The 18,510-nt window shown below is 70.6% G+C and carries 16 protein-coding genes and 1 pseudogene; 7 read left to right on the top strand and 10 right to left on the bottom strand.

Annotated features, from left to right (window positions below; genetic code table 11):
- Positions 1 to 263 precede the first annotated feature (263 nt).
- On the bottom strand, positions 264 to 893 hold the full coding sequence (locus tag ACOBQB_RS11365; protein ID WP_423591103.1) for an AfsR/SARP family transcriptional regulator: 630 nt from the start codon (positions 891 to 893) through the stop codon (positions 264 to 266).
- 648 nt (positions 894 to 1,541) lie between these two features.
- Between ACOBQB_RS11365 and ACOBQB_RS11360 the strand changes: the two genes are divergently transcribed.
- Positions 1,542 to 2,555: an LLM class flavin-dependent oxidoreductase gene (locus ACOBQB_RS11360; RefSeq protein ID WP_423591101.1), complete on the top strand. Its 1,014-nt coding sequence runs from the start codon at positions 1,542 to 1,544 to the stop codon at positions 2,553 to 2,555.
- The gene (locus ACOBQB_RS11355) at positions 2,552 to 3,328 is read left to right on the top strand and encodes a thioesterase II family protein (protein WP_423591099.1); all 777 of its coding nucleotides are present in this window, start codon (positions 2,552 to 2,554) and stop codon (positions 3,326 to 3,328) included. The genes ACOBQB_RS11360 and ACOBQB_RS11355 overlap by 4 nt, the downstream gene beginning before the upstream one ends.
- A 42-nt stretch (positions 3,329 to 3,370) precedes the next feature.
- Here the strand turns inward: ACOBQB_RS11355 and ACOBQB_RS11350 are convergent, their stop codons facing one another.
- Together ACOBQB_RS11350 and ACOBQB_RS11345 are read right to left on the bottom strand one after the other, a co-directional pair.
- Positions 3,371 to 4,222 carry an alpha/beta fold hydrolase gene (locus tag ACOBQB_RS11350; protein WP_423591098.1) on the bottom strand — a complete coding sequence of 284 codons (852 nt, stop codon included), beginning with the start codon at positions 4,220 to 4,222 and terminating at the stop codon, positions 3,371 to 3,373.
- The gene (locus ACOBQB_RS11345) at positions 4,219 to 4,812 is read right to left on the bottom strand and encodes a TetR/AcrR family transcriptional regulator (protein ID WP_423591096.1); all 594 of its coding nucleotides are present in this window, start codon (positions 4,810 to 4,812) and stop codon (positions 4,219 to 4,221) included. The genes ACOBQB_RS11350 and ACOBQB_RS11345 overlap by 4 nt, the downstream gene beginning before the upstream one ends.
- A 194-nt stretch (positions 4,813 to 5,006) precedes the next feature.
- Here ACOBQB_RS11345 and ACOBQB_RS11340 point away from each other — a divergent pair, with 194 nt between their 5' ends.
- Positions 5,007 to 6,245: a cytochrome P450 gene (locus ACOBQB_RS11340; RefSeq protein ID WP_423591095.1), complete on the top strand. Its 1,239-nt coding sequence runs from the start codon at positions 5,007 to 5,009 to the stop codon at positions 6,243 to 6,245.
- A 49-nt stretch (positions 6,246 to 6,294) separates the two neighbouring features.
- On the opposite strand, the gene ACOBQB_RS11335 is transcribed toward ACOBQB_RS11340, so the two are convergent.
- The 6 genes from ACOBQB_RS11335 to ACOBQB_RS11310 all read right to left on the bottom strand — a co-directional run bounded on the left by ACOBQB_RS11335 (position 6,295) and on the right by ACOBQB_RS11310 (position 11,784).
- Positions 6,295 to 7,566 (bottom strand): cytochrome P450, encoded by a 1,272-nt coding sequence (locus tag ACOBQB_RS11335; protein ID WP_423591094.1) that lies wholly within the window; start codon positions 7,564 to 7,566, stop codon positions 6,295 to 6,297.
- On the bottom strand, positions 7,563 to 8,177 hold the full coding sequence (locus ACOBQB_RS11330; RefSeq protein ID WP_423591092.1) for a GTP-binding protein: 615 nt from the start codon (positions 8,175 to 8,177) through the stop codon (positions 7,563 to 7,565). The genes ACOBQB_RS11335 and ACOBQB_RS11330 overlap by 4 nt, the downstream gene beginning before the upstream one ends.
- On the bottom strand, positions 8,158 to 8,520 hold the full coding sequence (locus ACOBQB_RS11325) for a DUF742 domain-containing protein (protein ID WP_423591090.1): 363 nt from the start codon (positions 8,518 to 8,520) through the stop codon (positions 8,158 to 8,160). Before ACOBQB_RS11325 ends, ACOBQB_RS11330 begins: the two co-directional genes overlap by 20 nt.
- Complete coding sequence (locus tag ACOBQB_RS11320) at positions 8,517 to 8,936, bottom strand: roadblock/LC7 domain-containing protein (protein WP_392139835.1); 420 nt, start codon at positions 8,934 to 8,936, stop codon at positions 8,517 to 8,519. The genes ACOBQB_RS11325 and ACOBQB_RS11320 overlap by 4 nt, the downstream gene beginning before the upstream one ends.
- Before the next feature lie 117 nt (positions 8,937 to 9,053).
- A complete protein-coding gene (locus tag ACOBQB_RS11315; protein ID WP_423591088.1) occupies positions 9,054 to 10,886 on the bottom strand; it encodes a sensor histidine kinase in 1,833 nt (610 codons plus the stop codon).
- Positions 10,887 to 11,562: 676 nt separating this feature from the next.
- Entirely contained in the window at positions 11,563 to 11,784 is a 222-nt protein-coding gene (locus tag ACOBQB_RS11310; RefSeq protein WP_423591086.1) for a hypothetical protein, read from the bottom strand.
- Positions 11,785 to 11,825: 41 nt separating this feature from the next.
- Here ACOBQB_RS11310 and murJ point away from each other — a divergent pair, with 41 nt between their 5' ends.
- From murJ to ACOBQB_RS11290, 4 genes and pseudogenes are all read left to right on the top strand, one after another.
- A complete protein-coding gene (gene murJ, locus ACOBQB_RS11305) occupies positions 11,826 to 13,505 on the top strand; it encodes a murein biosynthesis integral membrane protein MurJ (RefSeq protein WP_423591084.1) in 1,680 nt (559 codons plus the stop codon).
- A gap of 67 nt (positions 13,506 to 13,572) precedes the next feature.
- Positions 13,573 to 13,719, top strand: a pseudogene (locus ACOBQB_RS11300) (VOC family protein); the annotation flags it as partial.
- 198 nt (positions 13,720 to 13,917) lie between these two features.
- Positions 13,918 to 14,829 (top strand): glutaminase, encoded by a 912-nt coding sequence (locus tag ACOBQB_RS11295; RefSeq protein WP_423591083.1) that lies wholly within the window; start codon positions 13,918 to 13,920, stop codon positions 14,827 to 14,829.
- Positions 14,830 to 14,914: 85 nt separating this feature from the next.
- Positions 14,915 to 15,211 carry a hypothetical protein gene (locus ACOBQB_RS11290; RefSeq protein WP_423591082.1) on the top strand — a complete coding sequence of 99 codons (297 nt, stop codon included), beginning with the start codon at positions 14,915 to 14,917 and terminating at the stop codon, positions 15,209 to 15,211.
- Positions 15,212 to 15,312: 101 nt separating this feature from the next.
- Here the strand turns inward: ACOBQB_RS11290 and ACOBQB_RS11285 are convergent, their stop codons facing one another.
- Entirely contained in the window at positions 15,313 to 18,267 is a 2,955-nt protein-coding gene (locus tag ACOBQB_RS11285; RefSeq protein ID WP_423591080.1) for an ABC transporter substrate-binding protein, read from the bottom strand.
- Positions 18,268 to 18,510: the final 243 nt, after the last annotated feature.

The raw sequence follows: 18,510 nt of genomic DNA, 5'->3' as shown, positions 1-18,510 counted from the left end.
TCAATGCGTTTGTGTTTGCGAAAGAAAAGGCGACGAAGAATGTACGTCTTTTCAGACGGAACGGAGAAGCGTCGTGAACAGCTCTTCCCGTCCTGCCTTTACTCTCGGATCCCGATTCCCGTGCGGGAGTTTGTCTGTGGAATATTCTGGCGCGGTGCGCTGACACGCGGCTGACGCGGCACAGAAAGAGACTGCGGCAGCACGCCCCGGTGGTTTCCGGGCGTACTGCCGCAGTCCCGTCGTGCGTCGCGGCCGGTCGTCGCCTACGCCGGCACCGCCGCGTCCAGCGAAGGGGCCTGGTTGAGGATCTCCCGCAGGCGCTCGCGCAGTCTGAGCGAGGGCTCCACCCCCAGTTCGCTCGACAGCCTGTGCCGCGTGCTGTTGTACGTCTCCACCGCCTCGGCCTGCCGTCCGGTCCGGTAGAGGGCCAGCATGAGCATCTCGGTGAGACGCTCCCGCCAGGGGTGGATGGTCCGCATGCGTTTCAGCTCGCTGATGGTGTTCACCGGATCCGCCAGCTGTATCTCCAGCCACAGCTTGTCCTCCACCGCGGACAGCTGCTCCTCCTCCAGCGCCAGCGCCACGCTCTGCGACATCGGCCCCTGCGCGACGTCCTGGAAGGGCGCCCCGCGCCAGAGCGCCAGCGCCTCGTCGAGCAGCCGGTGCGCCTGGGCGGGACTGTGCCGCGTGCACGCGCGGGCCTCGCCGGTCAGCCGGCGGAAGGCCGCCGCGTCGGTCTCGGCGCCGCCCAGCTCCAGGACGTACCCCGACGAGCGCGTGAGCAGCTCGGGCGCCGCCCCGCCCGGGCCCGCCGCCTGCTGGAGGGTCCGGCGTAACCGGTAGACGTGTGCCTGGAGCGAGTTCTCGAAGGTGGGCGGCGGGTTCTCCCCCACAGTTCGTCGTACAGCTGCTCGGCGGAGAGCAGGCGGCCGGGGGACACGAGCAGTGCCGCCAGCAGGGTGCGCTGCCGGTTCCCGCCGATGGTGTGCGTACGGCCGTTCGCACGTACCTCCAAGGGGCCCAGGAACGCGAAGGCCGGACCGGATCCGGAAGCGGCCGGTGCGTCGGGTGCGGACGGCCGCTTCTGACCGTTCTTCCGGCGTGCATCCTCGAACTGCGAATATGCGATCACTTTTTTCCTCCTGCTGGCGCGGTTCCTTTAATTGACTACGGCACCCTTCTCTGCCGCAAGTGCCCAAGAGCGACAGGCGTCGTTTCCACGCCAGTGCGTGTTTCGTGTGGCAAAGCTGAATTTCTGGCGCTGATGTTGGGGTGGATGGGTGCATATCGGACAGTAAATGTGCGTGTTTTCTATGCCTGGGCGCGGGACATTCGATCTCAGTCATGGCTGGTTCGGTCGTCGTATCAACAATTTTTCAGTAACTCGGTGGGTGGCCCGCCCTTCTTTCATCGGACGATCAGGCACCTGTCAGGCGCGGCTGGTTGCATCGCGAGAGCCGAAGAGCCGAAGAGCCGAAGAGCCGAAGAGCCGAAGAGTTCAACAGTCCAACAGTCCGAGAACCCGAGAAAGAAGGTGTGCGATGGGGGCTGCCCGTCAGCCGCTCCGCGTGGGCGTCCTGTTACCGACCCGGGAGCAGGCGATCCTCGGGGAGTACGGCGTCTCGGCCCTGCTGGACTTCGCCCGTCGGGCCGAAGAGCTCGGCTTCGACTCCCTGTGGACGGGCGACTCGCTCACCGCACGGCCCCGTCTCGACCCCCTGGTGGTGCTGTCCGCCGTGGGCACGGTGACCCGACGGCTGCTCCTCGGCACCGCGGCCCTCACTCCGGCGCTGCGCCATCCACTCGTCGCCGCGAGCATGGTCAGCAGTCTGGACCACGTCAGTTCGGGCCGACTCGTCCTCGGGGTGGGGTCGGGTTTCCCGGGGCCGGAGACCGACGAGGAACTGGCCGCCGTGGAAGCCCCCGAGACCGCCCGGGCCGACCAGGCCGCCCGAGCCGACCGGCTGGACGAGACCACGGCGCTGTGGCGAACGGCCTGGAGCAGCACCCGGCCCGGCGCGCCCAACCGCTTCACGGGCCGGCACTGGCAGGCGGAGGGCCTGGACCGACTGGTCCGCCCCGCCGCGCCCGACGGACCGCCGCTATGGCTCGCCGCCGACGACACCGCCCCGGTGCTCGAACGGACGGCCCGCCTCTACGACGGGTGGCTGCCGTTCCTTGCCTCGGCCGAGGCCTACGGCCGTGCCCGGCGACGCCTTGAGGACCTCTGCCGGCGCGCGGGACGCCGCGCCGGCGCGGTGACCCCGGCTCTGTATCTGACGGTCACGGTCGGCCCGGACGAGCGAAAGGCCAGGGTCGAACTCGACGACTACCTGGAGCACTGCTACGGCCGCACCCTGGAACAGATGGCGGCGATCCAGGCCTTCGCCTGGGGCCCGAGCGAGTACTGCGCGCAACGCCTCGCCGACTACGTGCGCGCGGGCGCCCGGCACATCGTGCTCCGCATCGGATCGCTGCGACCGGAGACACACCTGCGGGAGATCGCGGACGTACTCGTGTCCACGGCCCGCCAGACGGATCAGGAGAGCGCATGACGACCACCGGCAGCACCCGACGGGCCCGCTGGTTCACCACCGCCGGGGCGGACCCGAACGCCGACCACCAGGTGTTCCTGTTCCCGCACGCCGGCGGCACGGCCCCCGCATACCAGGCCTGGGCCGCCACCTTGCCGTCCACCATGGAGGTGCGCACCCTGCAACTGCCCGGGCGTCAGGAGCGCTTTGGGGAGCAGCCGTTCACCGAGGTGGAACCGCTGCTGGACGCGCTCCTGGAGGCGTTCGAAGCCGAACTCGACGGCAGGTCCTACGCGTTCTTCGGCCACAGTTTCGGCGGCCTGCTCGCCTACCGGCTGGCCGTGGCCGCCGCGTGGAACGGCCTGCCCGCCCCCGCCCTCCTCGCCGTCTCCGCCTGGGCCCCGGGACTGGAACCGGCCGCCGAACTGGCCCGGGTCGCCGACATGTCGGACGACGAACTCCTCGCCAGGGTGGCACAACTCGATCTGATGTCGGAGGGTATGACGCTCGACCCGGCCACCCTGGCCTCGATCATGCCCGCGCTGCGCGGCGACTTCCTGGCCGCGGGCAGCCTGCGCGAGGACGGCGAACCGGCGCCCTGCCCCGTCGCGGCGTACTGCGGTGCCTCCGACCCGATCGCGCCCCCCTCCGGCATGGCCACCTGGGAGGACCACTCCGCGGACTTCCTCGGCACCGCCCAGTTCCCCGGCGGCCACTTCTACCTCTTCGAGCACGCCGCGGCGGTCCAGCACAGCCTCAACCGCCACCTGCGCCGATTGGCCGCGCGCAGCTGATCACCCCCACGGCCGCGCGCTCGGCGGGCCCCGTTGCGTGACTCAGGCCCGGACCGACGTACGGAGGCTTGCCGCAAGGAACTCGCCGTACTCCACCGGGTGCGTCGTCAGTCCGACGTGCCCGCCCGGGAAGCGCTGGAGCGGGACGCCGAGACGCCCGGCCAGGAAAGCGGTCGCACGGCAGGGCAGTTCCCCCTCCGAGTCGCGGCCGCGGGCGAGCACGAGCCGGTCGGACAGGGAGCTCAGCCGGTGGAGGTCCGGGGCGTACGCCATGAAGCTCGGCACGATGCGCCCGACGAAGTACGGCAGGTCGCCCATCGTCCGCTCGGCGCGCGCCGCCGCCTGCGGCGGAAGTTCGAGCCCGGACTCCGGCCCGCTGCTGTCACCCTCCTTCTTCAGCCCTGCGGCGAACACGGCCATCGCCGGCATGAGCCCCTGCGCACGGAACGTCTCACGCACACGTGTGAGCATCGCGCGGTGCGTGGCGGCGTCCGGCAGGACCTCCACCACCGGCGGCTCGTGCGCCACCACTCGTTCGACGCGCTCGGGCCGGGTGACGAGCAGGTGCAGGGCGACGATCGCGCCCGAGCTGGTGCCGAACACCTTCGCGGGGGCACCGGGCGAGAGCAGGTCGAGCAGGCGCAGGGCGTCGTCGGCATGCTCGGTCACATGTTGCTCGGCCTCGGGGTCGTCCAACGCGCTCCGGGACATGCCGCGCGGGTCATACGTCACCACCGTGTGCGCGGCGGCCACGTGGTCCACGACGCCGTCGAAAGCGGCCGCGCCGCCCGTCCCGCCGGGTATCAGGAGCGCGAGCGGGCCGCTGCCCCGTACTTCGTAGTGCAGCGTCGCGCCGTTCACGCGCAGGCTGTCGGTGACAGGGGCGGTGGTCATGGGGAGTCTCCGTCTCGGGACGTGGGCCAATGCTCCAGGAGGGTGTGCAGGGCGTGGAGGGCGCGGAGCCAGGAGTCCTGGGACGAGCGCTTGTGCGCGAAACCGCCCACGGCTTCCAGGGCGACGAACCCGTGGAAGGTGCTGCGCAGCAGCCGCACCGCGTCGGTCAGGTCCGGCTCGGCCAGTCCGTAGCCGCGCAGCATGCCGTAGGTCAGCTCGACGGCGCGGCGCGGGCCGGGAGCCGCCGCGGCCAACTCGGGGTCGATCTGGAGCGCGGCCTGCGTCGCCGCGTAGCGCCCCGGGTACCGATGGGCGTACTCCCGCCAGGCGTTGGCGTAGGCGACCAGCGCCTCCTTGCCCGCGCGCCCGGCGGTCGCCTCCGCGATGCGGAGGGTCTTCTCGTCCGCGGCCAGCAGGGCGATCCGCCCGCGCAGATCTTCCAGGCCGCGGACGTGCGAGTACAGACTCGCGTCCTTCACGCCCAGCCGCCGCGCGACCTGAGACATGCTCACCCGCTCGAACCCGACCTCGTCCGCCAGTTCGGCGCCCGCGGCCGTCACCCGCTCCGCCGTCAGCCCGGCCCGCGCCATGCGCCCACCACCCTTTCCTAGAGGCCCTAGGTTTAACCTAGGAGCCCTAGGGTTGGCAACTGGAAAAGCGGGAGAGAGGGGCGATTTTCGGCCAACGTTAGTGCAGTGCTCAACAGTCGGCCAGGACAAGGCTGGTTGCCCCTCCTGGTGATCAATAGCCTGGTGCGCGTTGCCTGTACCGACCAAGGAGCTCTATGTCCGCCGCGCAGCAGGTCCCCGAGAAGGTCCCCGACATCCTCTCGCCCGAGTTCGCCAAGGACCCGTACCCCGCCTACCGGCAGATGCGGGAGAGCGCGCCGCTCTTCTGGCACGAGGCGACACAGAGCTGGGTCATCTCGCGGTACGAGGACATCGAGCGCGTCTTCAAGGACAAGGGCGCGCAGTTCACCACCGACAACTACGACTGGCAGATCGAACCCGTCCACGGCAAGACGATCCTCCAGCTCAGCGGCCGGGAACACGCCGTGCGTCGCGCCCTCGTCGCGCCCGCCTTCCGCGGCAGCGACCTCCAGGAGAAGTTCCTGCCCGTCATCGAGCGCAACTCCCGCGAACTCATCGACACCTTCCGGCACACCGGCACCGTGGACCTGGTCGAGGAGTACGCCACCCGCTTCCCCGTCAACGTCATCGCGGACATGCTCCGCCTCGACAAGGCCGACCACGCGCGGTTCCACGGCTGGTACACCACCGTCATCGCCTTCCTCGGCAACCTGGCGGGCGATCCGGAGGTCGCGGCGGCCGGCGAACGGACCCGGGTGGAGTTCGCCGAGTACATGATCCCGATCATCCGGGAGCGCCGTGACCACCTCGGCGACGACCTGCTGTCCACGCTGTGCGCCGCCGAGGTCGACGGCGTCCGCATGAGCGACGAGGACATCAAGGCCTTCTGCAGTCTGTTGCTCGCCGCCGGCGGCGAGACCACCGACAAGGCGATCGCCAGCATCTTCGCCAACCTCCTGCTCCACCCCGAACAGCTCGAAGCCGTCCGGCAGGACCGCACGCTGATCGCCCGCGCGTTCGCCGAGACCCTGCGCTACACGCCGCCCGTCCACATGATCATGCGGCAGTCGGCGACCGACGTGGAGCTGTCCGGCGGAACCGTCCCCGCCGGGGCCACCGTCACCTGCCTGATCGGCTCGGCCAACCGCGACGAGCGGCGCTATACGGACCCGGACCGCTTCGACATCTTCCGGGACGACCTGACCACCACGACGGCGTTCTCCGCCGCCGCCGACCACCTCGCCTTCGCCCTCGGCCGGCACTTCTGCGTGGGCGCCCTGCTGGCCAAGGCCGAAGTGGAGATCGGCGTCGGCCAACTCCTCGACGCCATGCCCGGCGTACGGCTCGCCGAGGGCTTCGACCCCGTGGAGCAAGGGGTGTTCACCCGCGGGCCGCAGTCGCTGCCGGTGCGGTTCACCCCCGCGGCAGCGTGACCGCGGGCGGGGCGCTGACCATCTGTGACAGGCGGCGCCCCGCCCGGACTCAGTGCGTCACGGGCGTGAACTGCACCGGCAGCGACGTCAGCCCGCGCATCCAGATGGACGGCCGCCACGTCAGCTCCTCCGGCTCCACCGCGAGGACCAGATCCGGCAGCCGCTCCAGCAGCGTCTCGACCGCGGTCCGGGCGATGACGTCGGCCAGCAGCGGCGCCGGATAGGGACAGCGGTGCTCGCCGTGGCTGAAGGAGAGATGCGCGGAGTTCTCCGGGCCCACGTGTGACTCGGGCCAGATCTGCGGGTCGGTGTTGGCCGCGGCGAGACCGAGCACCAGGCAGTCACCGGCCCGGATCTGCCGCCCGCCGAGCTGGGTGTCGCGCACCGCCCAGCGGCCGATGAAGTTCTGGGTGGGTGTGTCGAGCCACAGCACTTCGTTGAGCGCCTCGCCCACGCTCAGCCGCCCGCCGGACACGTTCAGGGCGAACCGATCGTCGGTCAGCATCAACCGCAGCGTGTTGCAGATCCAGTTCGCCGTCGGCTGCTGGGCCGCCGCGATGACGGAGATCAGGTCCTGGACGATCTCCTCGTCGGTGAGGCCCGCCGGGTGCAGCAGCATCCGCGAGGTGACGTCGGCGCCCGGCCGCTCCCGCTTCTCCTTGACCAGCCGCTGGATGCGCTCTCCGACGCGCATGTACGCCGCCACGGGGTCGTCGCCCTCCGCCGCGTCGAGCGAGATCCGCAGGTCCTCCACGAGTTGCTGTGTATCGGTGCCCGTCTCCGGCATGCCGCACATCTGCACCGCGGCCCGCATGGGCAGGGCGTGCGCGTACGCGCTCATCAGCTCCGCCTGGCCACTGCCGGCGAACGCCCCGATCAGCCGGTCGGCGATCCGCCCGCTGTCCCGGGCGAGTTCGAACTGGTCGACCCCTTCCAGCGCCTCCGTGATCACCCCCGCCCGCCGCCGGTGCTCCTCGCCCTCGGTGAACAGCACCGACGGCTGGTAGCCGACGAACGGCATCAGCGGCCAGTCGGCGGGGATGTTCTCCCACTGGTTCCAGCGGCGCGAGTCACGTGCGAACAGCTCGTCGTGGCTGGTCACATAGCTGACCTCGGAGTAGCCGAGCACCAGCCACGCGGGCACGTCCCCATCGAGCAGTACCGGCGCGACCGCGCCGTGCTCACGGCGCAGGGCGCGGTACAGCTGCGCGGGCGTCTGTTGGTACTCCAACCCGCCCAGGCGTACGCCGCCGCCCGCGTGAGCGGGGCACCCCGCAGGCGGGGCGCTCTGCTCGAAAGAGGATCCGGTCGGCTCGGTCACGGTGTCATCTCCTGGGCCATGGCCAGTTCGTAGAGGTGGTCCACGAGGGTGATCAGGACGTCCTTGCCCGACGACCTCACCCGTGCGTCGCAGTCGATCAGAGGCACATGGTCGGGCAGCGCGAGCGCCTGGCGGATCTCCTCCAGCGAATGCGTGAAGGGGTCGTCGTCGAACCGGTTCACCGCCACCAAAAACGGCGTCTTGTGGTGTTCGAGACGGTCGATCGCGTACCAGGAATCGTCCATCCGCCGCGTGTCGACCAGCACGACCGCGCCGAGCGTGCCGGAGAAGAGCCGGTCCCACAGGAACCAGAACCGTTCCTGCCCGGGAGCGCCGAACAGATAGAGCACCACGCGTTCGTTGAGACTGATCCGGCCGAAGTCGAAGGCCACCGTCGTCGTGGTCTTGCCGGCCACGTCGGACGTCTCGTCGACGCCGACGCCGGCCTGCGTCATCACTTCCTCGGTGTTCAGCGGGCGGATCTCGCTGACGGACCGGACCAGCGTGGTCTTGCCCACCCCGAACCCGCCTACGACGACAATCTTCAAGCCGGTCTCGGCCGTGTCGGAGAGAGGAGTACGGGAGGGCAGCTCAGAGATTGCGGAGTCCATGGAGCACCTCCTTGAGAAGGGCGGAATCGGGCATCGAGGCGACCGAGTCGGCCGCGCGGGGGTGACGAGCGGTGATCCGGCCCATCGCCAGCAGGTCACCGAGGAGAATCCGCACCACGGTGATCGGCAGCCTGAGCTCCGCGGCGATCTCGACCACGGCCGACGGGTGCCGGCACAGTTCGAGGATCCGGACGTGCTCCGACTGCATCCCGGCGGTGGGCTCGCACTCGCTCACCACCAGCGTGACCAGGTCGAAGGAGTCGTCGTCGGCGCGACTGCGGCCACCGGTGACCGTGTAGAGCCGGTCCGGATCACCGGTGTCCACGGGCCTGCGCGGCGTCACGAGGCCCCGCTGTCCGTGTCCTGGGCGCGCGGCTCGGCGCGCAGATGCTCCCCGATCTGCTCGACGAGCTCGGTCATCTGGTGGCCCACCACTCCCGGGTCGGCGTTCTCGTCCGCCACGACCGCCAGGTGCGCTCCCAGGCCCGCCTCGACGATGAAGAGCAGCCCGCCGTGGAACTCGGTCATGGAGTGCCGGACGCCACCGGTTCCGTCGCCGAACTCCACGGACGCGCCCTGGGCCAGGGCCTGGATGCCGGAGCAGATGGCCGAGAGCTGGTCGGCCTGGTCGAGCGTCAGGTGATCGCTCCAGCACAGCTTCAGGCCGTCCCGGGAGAGCACCAGGGCGTGCCGCGTACCGGGGGTGCGCTTCAGAAGGTTCTGCAGGAGCCAGGTCAGGCTGTTGTCGGTGGTCTGCATGGTAGGTGGGGCGCGGCGCGGCGGGCATGCCCGGGCACCGGCCCGTGCCTCCAATCTTACGATCTTGAGCGGGGGAAGAGGCGGCGCCGGACCCGGGCGCCGTGCGGGGGCTTGGCTCTACTCGGCGGGCGAAGGCCCGGGCCCGGTGGGGAAGCCGGGCTCGGCCGGGGCTTCGGGCACCGCCGGGAATCCCGGCGCTCCGCCACCGGCACGCCGCGCGCGGTGGAAGGCGCCGAAACGGGAGCCGGCGTCACGGGGCGGCTGCCCGGCCTCGCCGGACTCCGGCGCGGCGGCCGCGTCGGAAGCGGCCCTGCGCTGCCGGCGTTCGAGGTCCGCCTCGGCCATGGTGCGGCCGGGGGCGCGGACGGGCAGCCCGTTCGGCGTGGCGGCGGGGCGGGCCTGAGGCGGCGGCGGGGCGGCCTCAGCGGCGGCGGGCCGCACAGGAGGCGCCACCGCGTCGGCCGACGGCAGTGCGGGCGCGGCGGGGGCGGGGCTGGCCTGCGGGTACACGGGAATCTCCTCGGCCGCCGGGGCGGGCTCGGCGGGCAGCGGCGCTGGCATCGGCCCGGCGCTGCGGCCCGCGGGCTGCTGCGGAGCGGGATCGCGCTGCTGGGCGAGGAGCTGCGGGGGCAGGAGGACGACCACGCCCGTACCGCCGCGCGAGGACGGGCGGAAGTTGACGCTCATGCCGTACTTGGCGGCGAGGCGGCCGACCACGGCGAGACCGAGGCGGGTGCCCTGGAGCGAGGCCAGGTCCGTCACCTTCCCGGAGACCGCCTCCTCCGCCCGGCGCATCGCCGCGTCGGCCATCTTCAGACCGCTGTCCTCGATCGTCACGACGATCCCGGCGCTGCGCTCCTCGACATAGACGTGCACCTCGTCGATGGGCGGGGAGAAGTTCGCGGCGTTGTCCATGAGCTCGGCGAGCAGGTGCATGACGCTCTCCGCGGCGAACCCGGCGACCGCCACAGAGGTCGAGCAGTGCAGCCGTACCCTCTGGTACGCGGAGATCCGGCCGACGGCGCCGCGCAGGATGCTCTCCATGACGATCGGCTTGTTCCAGGCACGGCTGGACCGGCCACCCATCAGCAGCGCCAAACGGTCGGTCATCAGCCCGAGTTGGGACGTGCTGTGGTCCAGCCGCAGCAGGTCGCCGAAGACCTCGACGCCGTGGCGCTCCTGCATGTCCCGCAGATCGGCGAGCATGCTCACGGACTTGGCCTGTACGCGGCTCAGCGCCTTGGCGGAGGCGGCCTGCGCGGCGGCGGCGCGGCGCTCGCTGTGGGCCAGTTCGCGCACGAACGACTCCGCGGGCACGCGCAGCAGGGGGTTGCGCGGCCACTGGAGCCCGGCCAGGACGGTGTCGGCGGAGGCGCCCTCGCGCAACTGCTCGATCGCGGCGGGCAGCGTGACCTTCGTGAGCTCCTCGAACTCCTGGGTGGCCTGGGCCAGCTGCCCCTGTGCCTGATCCCGCTGTGCCTGGACGGTGTCGGCGTGCCGTACCGACTCCTCCACCACGGACGCGAACACCTGGAGGAACTGGCGCAGTTGGGCGTCCGACGGCACAACGGCGTGCGCGAGGGCCTCAGCCGCGCCCGCACCGTCGCGCAGCTGCTTCACAAGCGTCGGGAGGGTGACATTCACCAGATGCGCGGACTCGGCGCCCTGGCGCCCCAGTTGGGCCCGGACCGCGTCGGCGTCGGCGTGCTCGGCCTCGACGGTCCGGCGGATCCGCCGGACCGTCGAGGAGCTGACGAGCAGGCAGCCGGCCAGACACAGCCAGCCGGCCAGGACCGAGGCCAGAGTCCAGCCACGGGCGTCGGCGGGCGCGGCGGCACCCGCTACGGCACCGGCCCCGCCGGTCACGACCAGCACGGCCAGGGGCACGGTCCACGCGGGCCGCCGCGCCTTCGCTATTCGGCGCGGGCTGGGAGGAGCAGGCACTGACATTCAGCGGTCCCTCGGTCCTTGAGTGCAGGAGAACAACGGGCCGACCGACTACGCGTCGGTCGCAGGACCGGAGGGGAACGCCAAGAGGACGTCGATCTTCCGGACCACACAGCACGCCATGCTAGCGATGCCGGGCAGCGCGAAAGCCGGGGAGGTGGAACAGCGCGCTCCGGTGACAAGTTCGTCGTGATCTCGACCCCTCGAACGCAAGTTGGTGGTAGAGGAGTTCGACTCTTTTCGACGCGCCGAGCCGGGTCTCAGCGCCCAGGAGAGGGCGCATCCCGCCTCTCCCGCGCCCCTGACAGATTCACCGAAGAGACACGTTTCCTCCACCGGGTGCGGGCTCTCAGGAACTGGGTCGGTGCCCCCGCCGCTCCCCGGCCACCTCGGCAGCTCCTCCGGGCCCCAGCTCGGCAAGCCACGAGTGACCGGGGTGCACGCGCCCCAGCCACTCACCCAGGACACGCCGCCGCGTCGTAGGGCAGCCGCAGACTCTCGTCCCGTCGGCAGCGGTCCCCGATCTGCGGGAACGCCGCTGCGGGCACCGCGATCTCCAGGTCGCCGTGCGGCCGCGACTGCTGCCCGCGGAACAGACCGGCCCGCGGCGGCCGACCCTCACCCGGTGACCTTCGTCTCCGTCCATGACCTGGCCCTTGTCCTGGCCCTTGCCGGGCGCTCAGCTGTCTTCCGGCAGGTGGAAGTAGACGGTCCCGGATCGCCAGGGGCCGTGCTCGGTCACCTCCGACTCGATCACCACGTCCTGGATCTCAACGGCTCCCAACGCCTCGATGGCATCGGCCAGCCGCCGCAAGAGGGCGGGAACGCTGTCGCAGCCCGGGCCGACGGGGTTGGCCTGCGAGAAATGGCGGACGGTCCAATGCCTCGGGGGTTCGATCATGCGCAGATCGTACGACCTTCGGCCGCCGGTAGATTGACGACATGTTTGGGGGAACGAACTCCGCGGCGCGGACCATGCCGCAGGAGCGACAGGCAAGGGGGCGGCACGCCGCCCGGCGGAAGAAGGACAAGGGCGGACTGGCCCGTTCGTCCCTGGTGATGGCCTTCGGCACGGTGGTGTCACGGGCGACCGGGCTCATCCGTCAGGTCCTGCAGGCCGCGGCACTGGGAACGGGCCTGCTGGCCAGTACGTACAACACGGCGAACACGGTGCCGACGAGCCTGTACACGCTGTTGATCGGCGGCGCGCTCAACGCCGTACTGGTGCCGCAGCTGGTGCGGGCAAGGACGACGCAGCCCGACGGCGGGCGTGCGTACGAGCAGCGCCTGGTGACGCTCGTGGTGTGTGTGCTCGGCGCAGGGACGGCCCTGGCCGTGTGGGCCGCGCCGCGGATCGTCGGCCTGTACATGCGGGACACCCCCGAAAGCCACGAGGCGTTCGAGCTGACGGTGACGTTCGCCCGGTTCCTGCTGCCGCAGATCTTCTTCTACGGCCTGTTCGGTATCTACGGACAGATCCTGAACGCCCGTGAGAAGTTCGGCGCGATGATGTGGACCCCGGTCCTGAACAACGTCGTGCTGGTCGGCATGTTCGCCTCCTACCTGGGATTGATGACCGTCCCCGACCAGGTGGAGGACATCACCGCCGGACAGGTGCGGCTGCTGGGGATCGGGACGACGGCGGGGATCGCTCTGCAGGCCCTGGCGCTGATCCCGTTCGCACGGGCGGCGGGCTTCCGGTTCCGGCCGCGGTTCGACTGGCGCGGCACCGGCCTGGGCAAGAGTGTCCACGCGGCGAAGTGGACCCTGCTGTTCGTCCTGGCCAACCAAGTCGCTCTGACGGTGGTCACGAACTACGCCAACGCCGCCGACCAGGAGCTGCCACAGGCCGGTGCGGGCTACTCCGCCTACACCTACGCGCAGACCATCTGGATGCTGCCGCAGTCGATCGTGACGGTGTCCTTGGTGACCGCGCTCCTGCCGCGCATGAGCCGGGCCGCCGCCGAGGGCCGCATACCGGACCTGCGCGCGGACCTGTCCCGGACGCTGCGGATCAGCGGCGTGGTCATCGTGCCCGCCGCCTTCCTCTTCCTGGCCCTGGGGCCGCACATCTCGTCCCTGCTGTTCGCCCATGGAGCGGCGGACGCCGCCTCCGCCCGTCCGCTCGGACACATGCTCCAGGCCTTCGGGCTCGGCCTCATCCCGTTCTCCGCCCAATACCTGCTCCTGCGCGGCTTCTACGCCTTCGAGGACACCCGCACGCCCTTCCTCATGGCGGCCTGGATGGCAGGGGTGAACATCGTCCTGGCCACGGCCTGCCATCTGCTCCTGCCAGCCCGTTGGGCGGTGGTCGGCATGGCCGGGGCCTACACCCTCTCCTACGTGGCCGGCCTCGTACTCACCGCGTACCTGCTGCGCAGGAGGCTCGGGGGCCGTATCGACGACGGAGGACTGCGTCGCACCTACGTGAAGCTGCTGTGCGCCGCGGCTCCGTCCGCGGGCCTGGGCTGGTTCGCCGCGAACGCATGCGCCGGTCCGGGAAGCGGGACGTGGCCTACAGCCGTGGCACTGGCCGCCGGGACGCTCACGACAGCCCTGGGATACGTCCTCCTCGCCCGCCTGCTGAAGGTCGGCGAGCTGCGTCGCCCAGCCCGTTCCTGAGACGAACTACGCCGCCCGCGAGGCGTGAGCCGCGCGGACAGCACCTTCCCGACGGGGCGCCTCCGCGGGCCCGGTCCGCTCGCAGGCCGGACCGCCGTACGCCGTCGTCTTGGAGACGAAGCCGATCGCGTTCGCACTCCGCGACATCGTTCCCGGCACCGATCTCGGGTCCGTTGCCCGGCCCGGCATCGGTGCCGCGATCTGGCTCCACGCGCGCGTGACAAGGTCTTGACCGGGTGAGGTGGAATGCGCCGGCAGGCGCCCCAGACGTGCCGCTTGTCATGCGCGGCAACCCGGACGGGGGCACCGCTCGGCCAGGCGTTATCCTGTGGCCGCGGCGGCCGACATAGCCCCGTAACCAGCGGCTTTTCAGGTCGAAACGGTCGCGTCATCCACGCAGAAAGCGCAGGTTGTGGACTACCAGGCCGTTCTCGAAGAAGTCGCCGCCTTCGCCCGACCGCTGGTGGGCCGCGGCCAGGTGGCTCAGTACATCCCGGCGCTCGCGGGCGTGGACGCCGAGCGTTTCGGCATCGCGGTCGCCGACGTCAACGGCGACGTGCACGGGGTGGGGGACTGGCAGGAGCCGTTCTCCGTCCAGTCCATCTCGAAGGCCTTCAGCCTCGCGCTCGTCCTCGCGGAGGGCGGCGAGCGGATCTGGGACCGGGTCGGCACGGAGCCGTCCGGCAACCCCTTCAACTCGCTGGTCCAACTTGAGTACGAGAACGGCATCCCGCGCAACCCCTTCATCAACGCCGGCGCCCTGGTCGTCACGGACCGCCTACAGAGCCTCACCGGAGACGCCGGCGCGACCATGCTGGAGTTCCTGCGCGCGGAGAGCGGCAACCCGGACGTCGCCTTCGATCCGGTGGTGGCGGCCTCCGAGGCCGAGCACGGCGACCGCAACGCGGCGCTCGCGCACTTCATGGCGAGCTACGGGAACCTCGACAATCCCGTGACCACGGTCCTTGAGCACTACTTCCGGCAGTGCGCGATCCGAATGAGCTGCCGCGACCTCGCCCTCGCGGCGGCCTTCCTGGCCCGCCACGGTCTGCGGGGCGACGGCACCCGACTGCTGCCCGCGCGCGAGGCGAAGCAGGTCAACGCGGTCATGCTCACCTGCGGTACATACGACGCGGCGGGCAGCTTCGCCTACCGCGTCGGCCTGCCGGGCAAGAGCGGCGTCGGCGGCGGCATCGTCGCCGTGATCCCGGGACGCTGCACCCTGTGCGTATGGAGCCCGGGGCTGGACACGTACGGCAACTCCGTGGCGGGCGTGGCGGCACTCGACCACTTCACCACGGTGACGGGCTGGTCGGTGTTCTAGGGATGTCCGAGGGGCGGCTCGGCCTCGCCGCCCTCTCAAGCGCCCGCCCCCGCCGGTTGTCAGTGGCGGGTGGAAGGCTGGAAGGATGAACGGAGACGAGCAGCTGCTGCGCGGGCGGGTCTACGGCCGCGACCACGACGACCGGGACCCGGGCCCGCTCCCGCACCGGACGTACGCCGCACTGACGGGCGGGCCGCTGGACGGGCTGCTGCTGGACATCGAGGACTGGCGGCCGGAGGAGATCGACGACGGGGTCGCCCTGCCCACCGAACTCGGACAGTTCCCCGGGGGCCGCGCCCTGTACGACCCGCGTCCAGGTGAGCCCCGCACGCCCGGTCCAGGCGTGATATGCCGCTTCTACCACTCCGGCGACACACCTTGATGCGTCGCGGGGCGGACCCGAAGCGGCGATCCGCGCGTGTCGGACTCCAGGGGCACACAACTATGGACGAGGTGTTCCGGCCTCGACGTGCGCCTGCGCGCTCACTTGGACGACGCCGGCGCGGAGATGCGGCAGTCCTGCACCGTGAGCGGTGCGGTGTCGCCCGCGCTGCGGCTGCACACCTCCGCGGAGCGATAGGTGTCGCTGCCCTCCTCGCGCCGGACCTCCACCAGCGCGATGCTGTGCCCCTCCCGTGACTTGTACAGCGGAGCCTTGGTGAAGTCGATGGTGCCCGTGGCCAGCGACTTCACGCTGACGTTGCGCAGATTCACCCAGGTCGCCGCGCGGTTGTGCGGCGCCTTGCCGGCCGCGGTGTGCAGGGCCTTGGTCGCGTCGTGGGAGAGGGCCGCCTGTCCGCTGGAGAGTTCGGGACTCTTCGGGCCGACTTCGCCGCGGAAGGATTCGGGGAACGTCTTGCGGGCGTCCGCGTAGAAGTCCGTGTCTCCTGGCCCGTTCATCTTCGCCAGGGCCACGTGGTACAGCGTCACGTTGGGCCCCACCCGCTCCCTGTCGGGGGCGAACCGAGCCTTGGAGAGGTCGTCCCCGGTGAGGATCGTCATGTCCTTCCTACAGCCCTTCTCCTCGCTCAGCTCACTCATCAACGACCGGAGATCCTCGACTCGCCCGGCGAAGTAGATGACCGTGGGAACGTCTCGGCTTCGGCCTTGGCCTTGGATTTCGCCTTGGTCTTTACAGATGGCTGCGGCCTGCTCGCCCATCTGAGGAGTTCCGTTCGACACTTCGTATGCGAGGGGCTTCTGCATCCTGAAACCCTTGCGGGCCAGCATCTGCTCACCGAACCTGGCCTGGTCCCGTGTGTAGGCGTCCGTACGTCCCTCCCTCTCCTTGTGCGTTCCTGCCCCCTTGTCGGGCTGCTTCCGGGCCAGGACGAGCGCGGACTGATCACTGCCAGGCTTACGCAACTGTGCGGCGACCAGGCCCAGTTGCCTCGCCTGCCAGTCGTCGGGGGCGGCCAGACTGAACCAGTTCGCGAACTTCTTCGGCAGCTCGGAGGAGGAATTGGTGCCCGACACCACGGGCAGCCCGGCTGCCGCGAGACGTTCGACGGTTTCCTCGCCGGAGCGCAGATTGCGCCCGATGCCGACCACCCCGATCAGGGTGGGATCGGTGTCCGCATAGGCGGCGATCTTGTCGGCCATGGTGACCTGGTGCTGCATGTCCACGCCGCCGTTGGCCACCAACACGCGCAGCTTCCGCGACGACGTGTCGTTGATCGCCTTCTGGGCGATATGCACCCCGGCCAGCTCCTCGATGCCCTTCACGGGCGAGGGGGCGCCGTCCGGGTCGGAACTCAGCGGGCCCGCGTACACCACGGTCACAAACGGACCCGAGCCTTCCCGTACTTCCTTGTTCTCGTCGCGTACGGCTTCCTCCAGTCCGGCGACGGTCCACGACGCGGGCTTCTGTGCATTTTCTTGAGCGTCCTGATCGTGCGAAAGCCAGTCGGAGAAGCGCACACCGCCGGTGGCCAGCCCGATGCACTCCATCTCGTCGCCCCGGCCGGATTCCTCTTTCTCCGTGTACTTGTTCGCGGTGAGGAATCCGGCGGCGCAATATTCCCTGTCCAACGCGAGCGCCCGCCAGCCCATCAGGGCCGCGGCGAGGCAGGCGACCGCTACCAGCGAATGCAGGGCCCAGACCACTCGGGCCACCGTGGGGCGGTTCGACGCCTTGACGCAGTGCCGGTCGCGTTCGCGCAGCGCTCGCAGTTCATGCGACGGCAACGGCAGCGTCAGCACCCAGGGCAGCGTGCTCTCCCCGCTGGGCGACTGGGTGCTCCGCAGGCTCGCCGCCCAGTCCCGGTACCGGACGCGCATCCGGCTCAGCCCCTCGGCCCGCGCCGGCTCGGGGCCCGGAGCGCCCGCGCTGCCCGCACGGGGCTCAAGGCGCTCGACGTCCTGGGCCGCGACCCCGGCCAGAACCAGCAGGGGATCCAGTTCGCTGCGCCGGCTGCGTACGTCGCTGATGGCCCGGATCAGTTCGATGCCACCGTTGGAATTGCTGATCCGCGGCAGGAACAGCAGCGGTGGGCGCGACCGCTTGAACCCGCGCAGGTCCCAGCTCCACCGCGTGTGACTGTCGCGCAGGTCCTCCAGCATGGCCAGCACGTAGAGCTGGATCCTGGACCCCTCGCGTTCGTCGAGGAGCCACCCCGCGACGTCGTAGGCGCGCGACGCGATGGCCTTCCACGAGCGGACCGGTCTCAGGATCGAGGTATCGGTGGGCTGCTCACGCGAAGCCACCGACAGGAAGGTGGTCGTCAGGAACCACTTGCTCTCCCTGCGCAGCCAGAGGAACAGTGGCGCACGGCCGGGCATGTGGTTGAGCAGGATCAGCACCAGCAGGATGCCGAGGCCCCAGCCCAGCGAGGCGTACCACTCGCTGCGCGCGAACAGCGCCCCCAGCCCTGCCACCACGCTCGCCGGCAGAACGTTCCCCATGTCCACGAAGCGCAGCCCGAAGCCGGCGCGCAGGCGCGCGCGGGAGCCGGGCACGGCGGCCGGGCGCCAACGCTGCTTCGCCAGCTGCTTGAGCAGCTTGCGCTGCGTCTCGTCCGCTTCGGAGGACTGGCGACCGTCCTCGCTGCGCGACCATTCGCCGCCCTCGCTCCGGGCGGCGTCCTCGATGGCCTGGATGAGGTGCAGCCGAGGGAAGGCGTAGCGGCGGTACAGGGCCGATCGGCGGCCGGGGAAGCGGGCGGTGCCGTCCCAGCCGCTCAGATCGCGCAGCAGCGAGGCCGCCCGCGCCGTCGGGTCGTCCCCCTCCCCGCACACCTCGGCGTCGACCACGGCACACCAGCTCCGGTGCTCCCGCTGCACCTCCGCCAGCTCCTTGACCAGAGTGAACACGGCCCCGTCGTCCCCGCCGTCCTCGGCATGCACGACGACGACCGGCATGGGCGGGTCGCTGGTCCGGAATTCGTGAATCCGTTCCTCCAGCTCCTGCTGGACGTCGATTCCGGCCTCGGTCGACATCGAATGCCCTGCCCGGCACTCCCGCGGTTTGTTGTTCCGTCCCCGGTTCATCCAACCCCCCGTGACAGCGGACGAATTGTGAGGATAGGCGGCTACCGCGCGAAGCGCAGCGTATTGACCGCGCGGGGCCCGAAAGCACGCCCGATCGGGCCCCTCCCCAATTCGCCCCCCCGGCTTGACGCATTGGCTCCGGCCACGGGGAAATGCCCGGCCAAGGCATGATTCCCACCGTGCATGAGTACG

Source organism: Streptomyces sp. G5(2025), from assembly GCF_049542075.1.
Taxonomy (GTDB): Bacteria; Actinomycetota; Actinomycetes; order Streptomycetales; family Streptomycetaceae; genus Streptomyces.
Note: the sequence above shows the minus strand (reverse complement) of the source record. Positions and strands in the feature narration are given on the sequence as shown.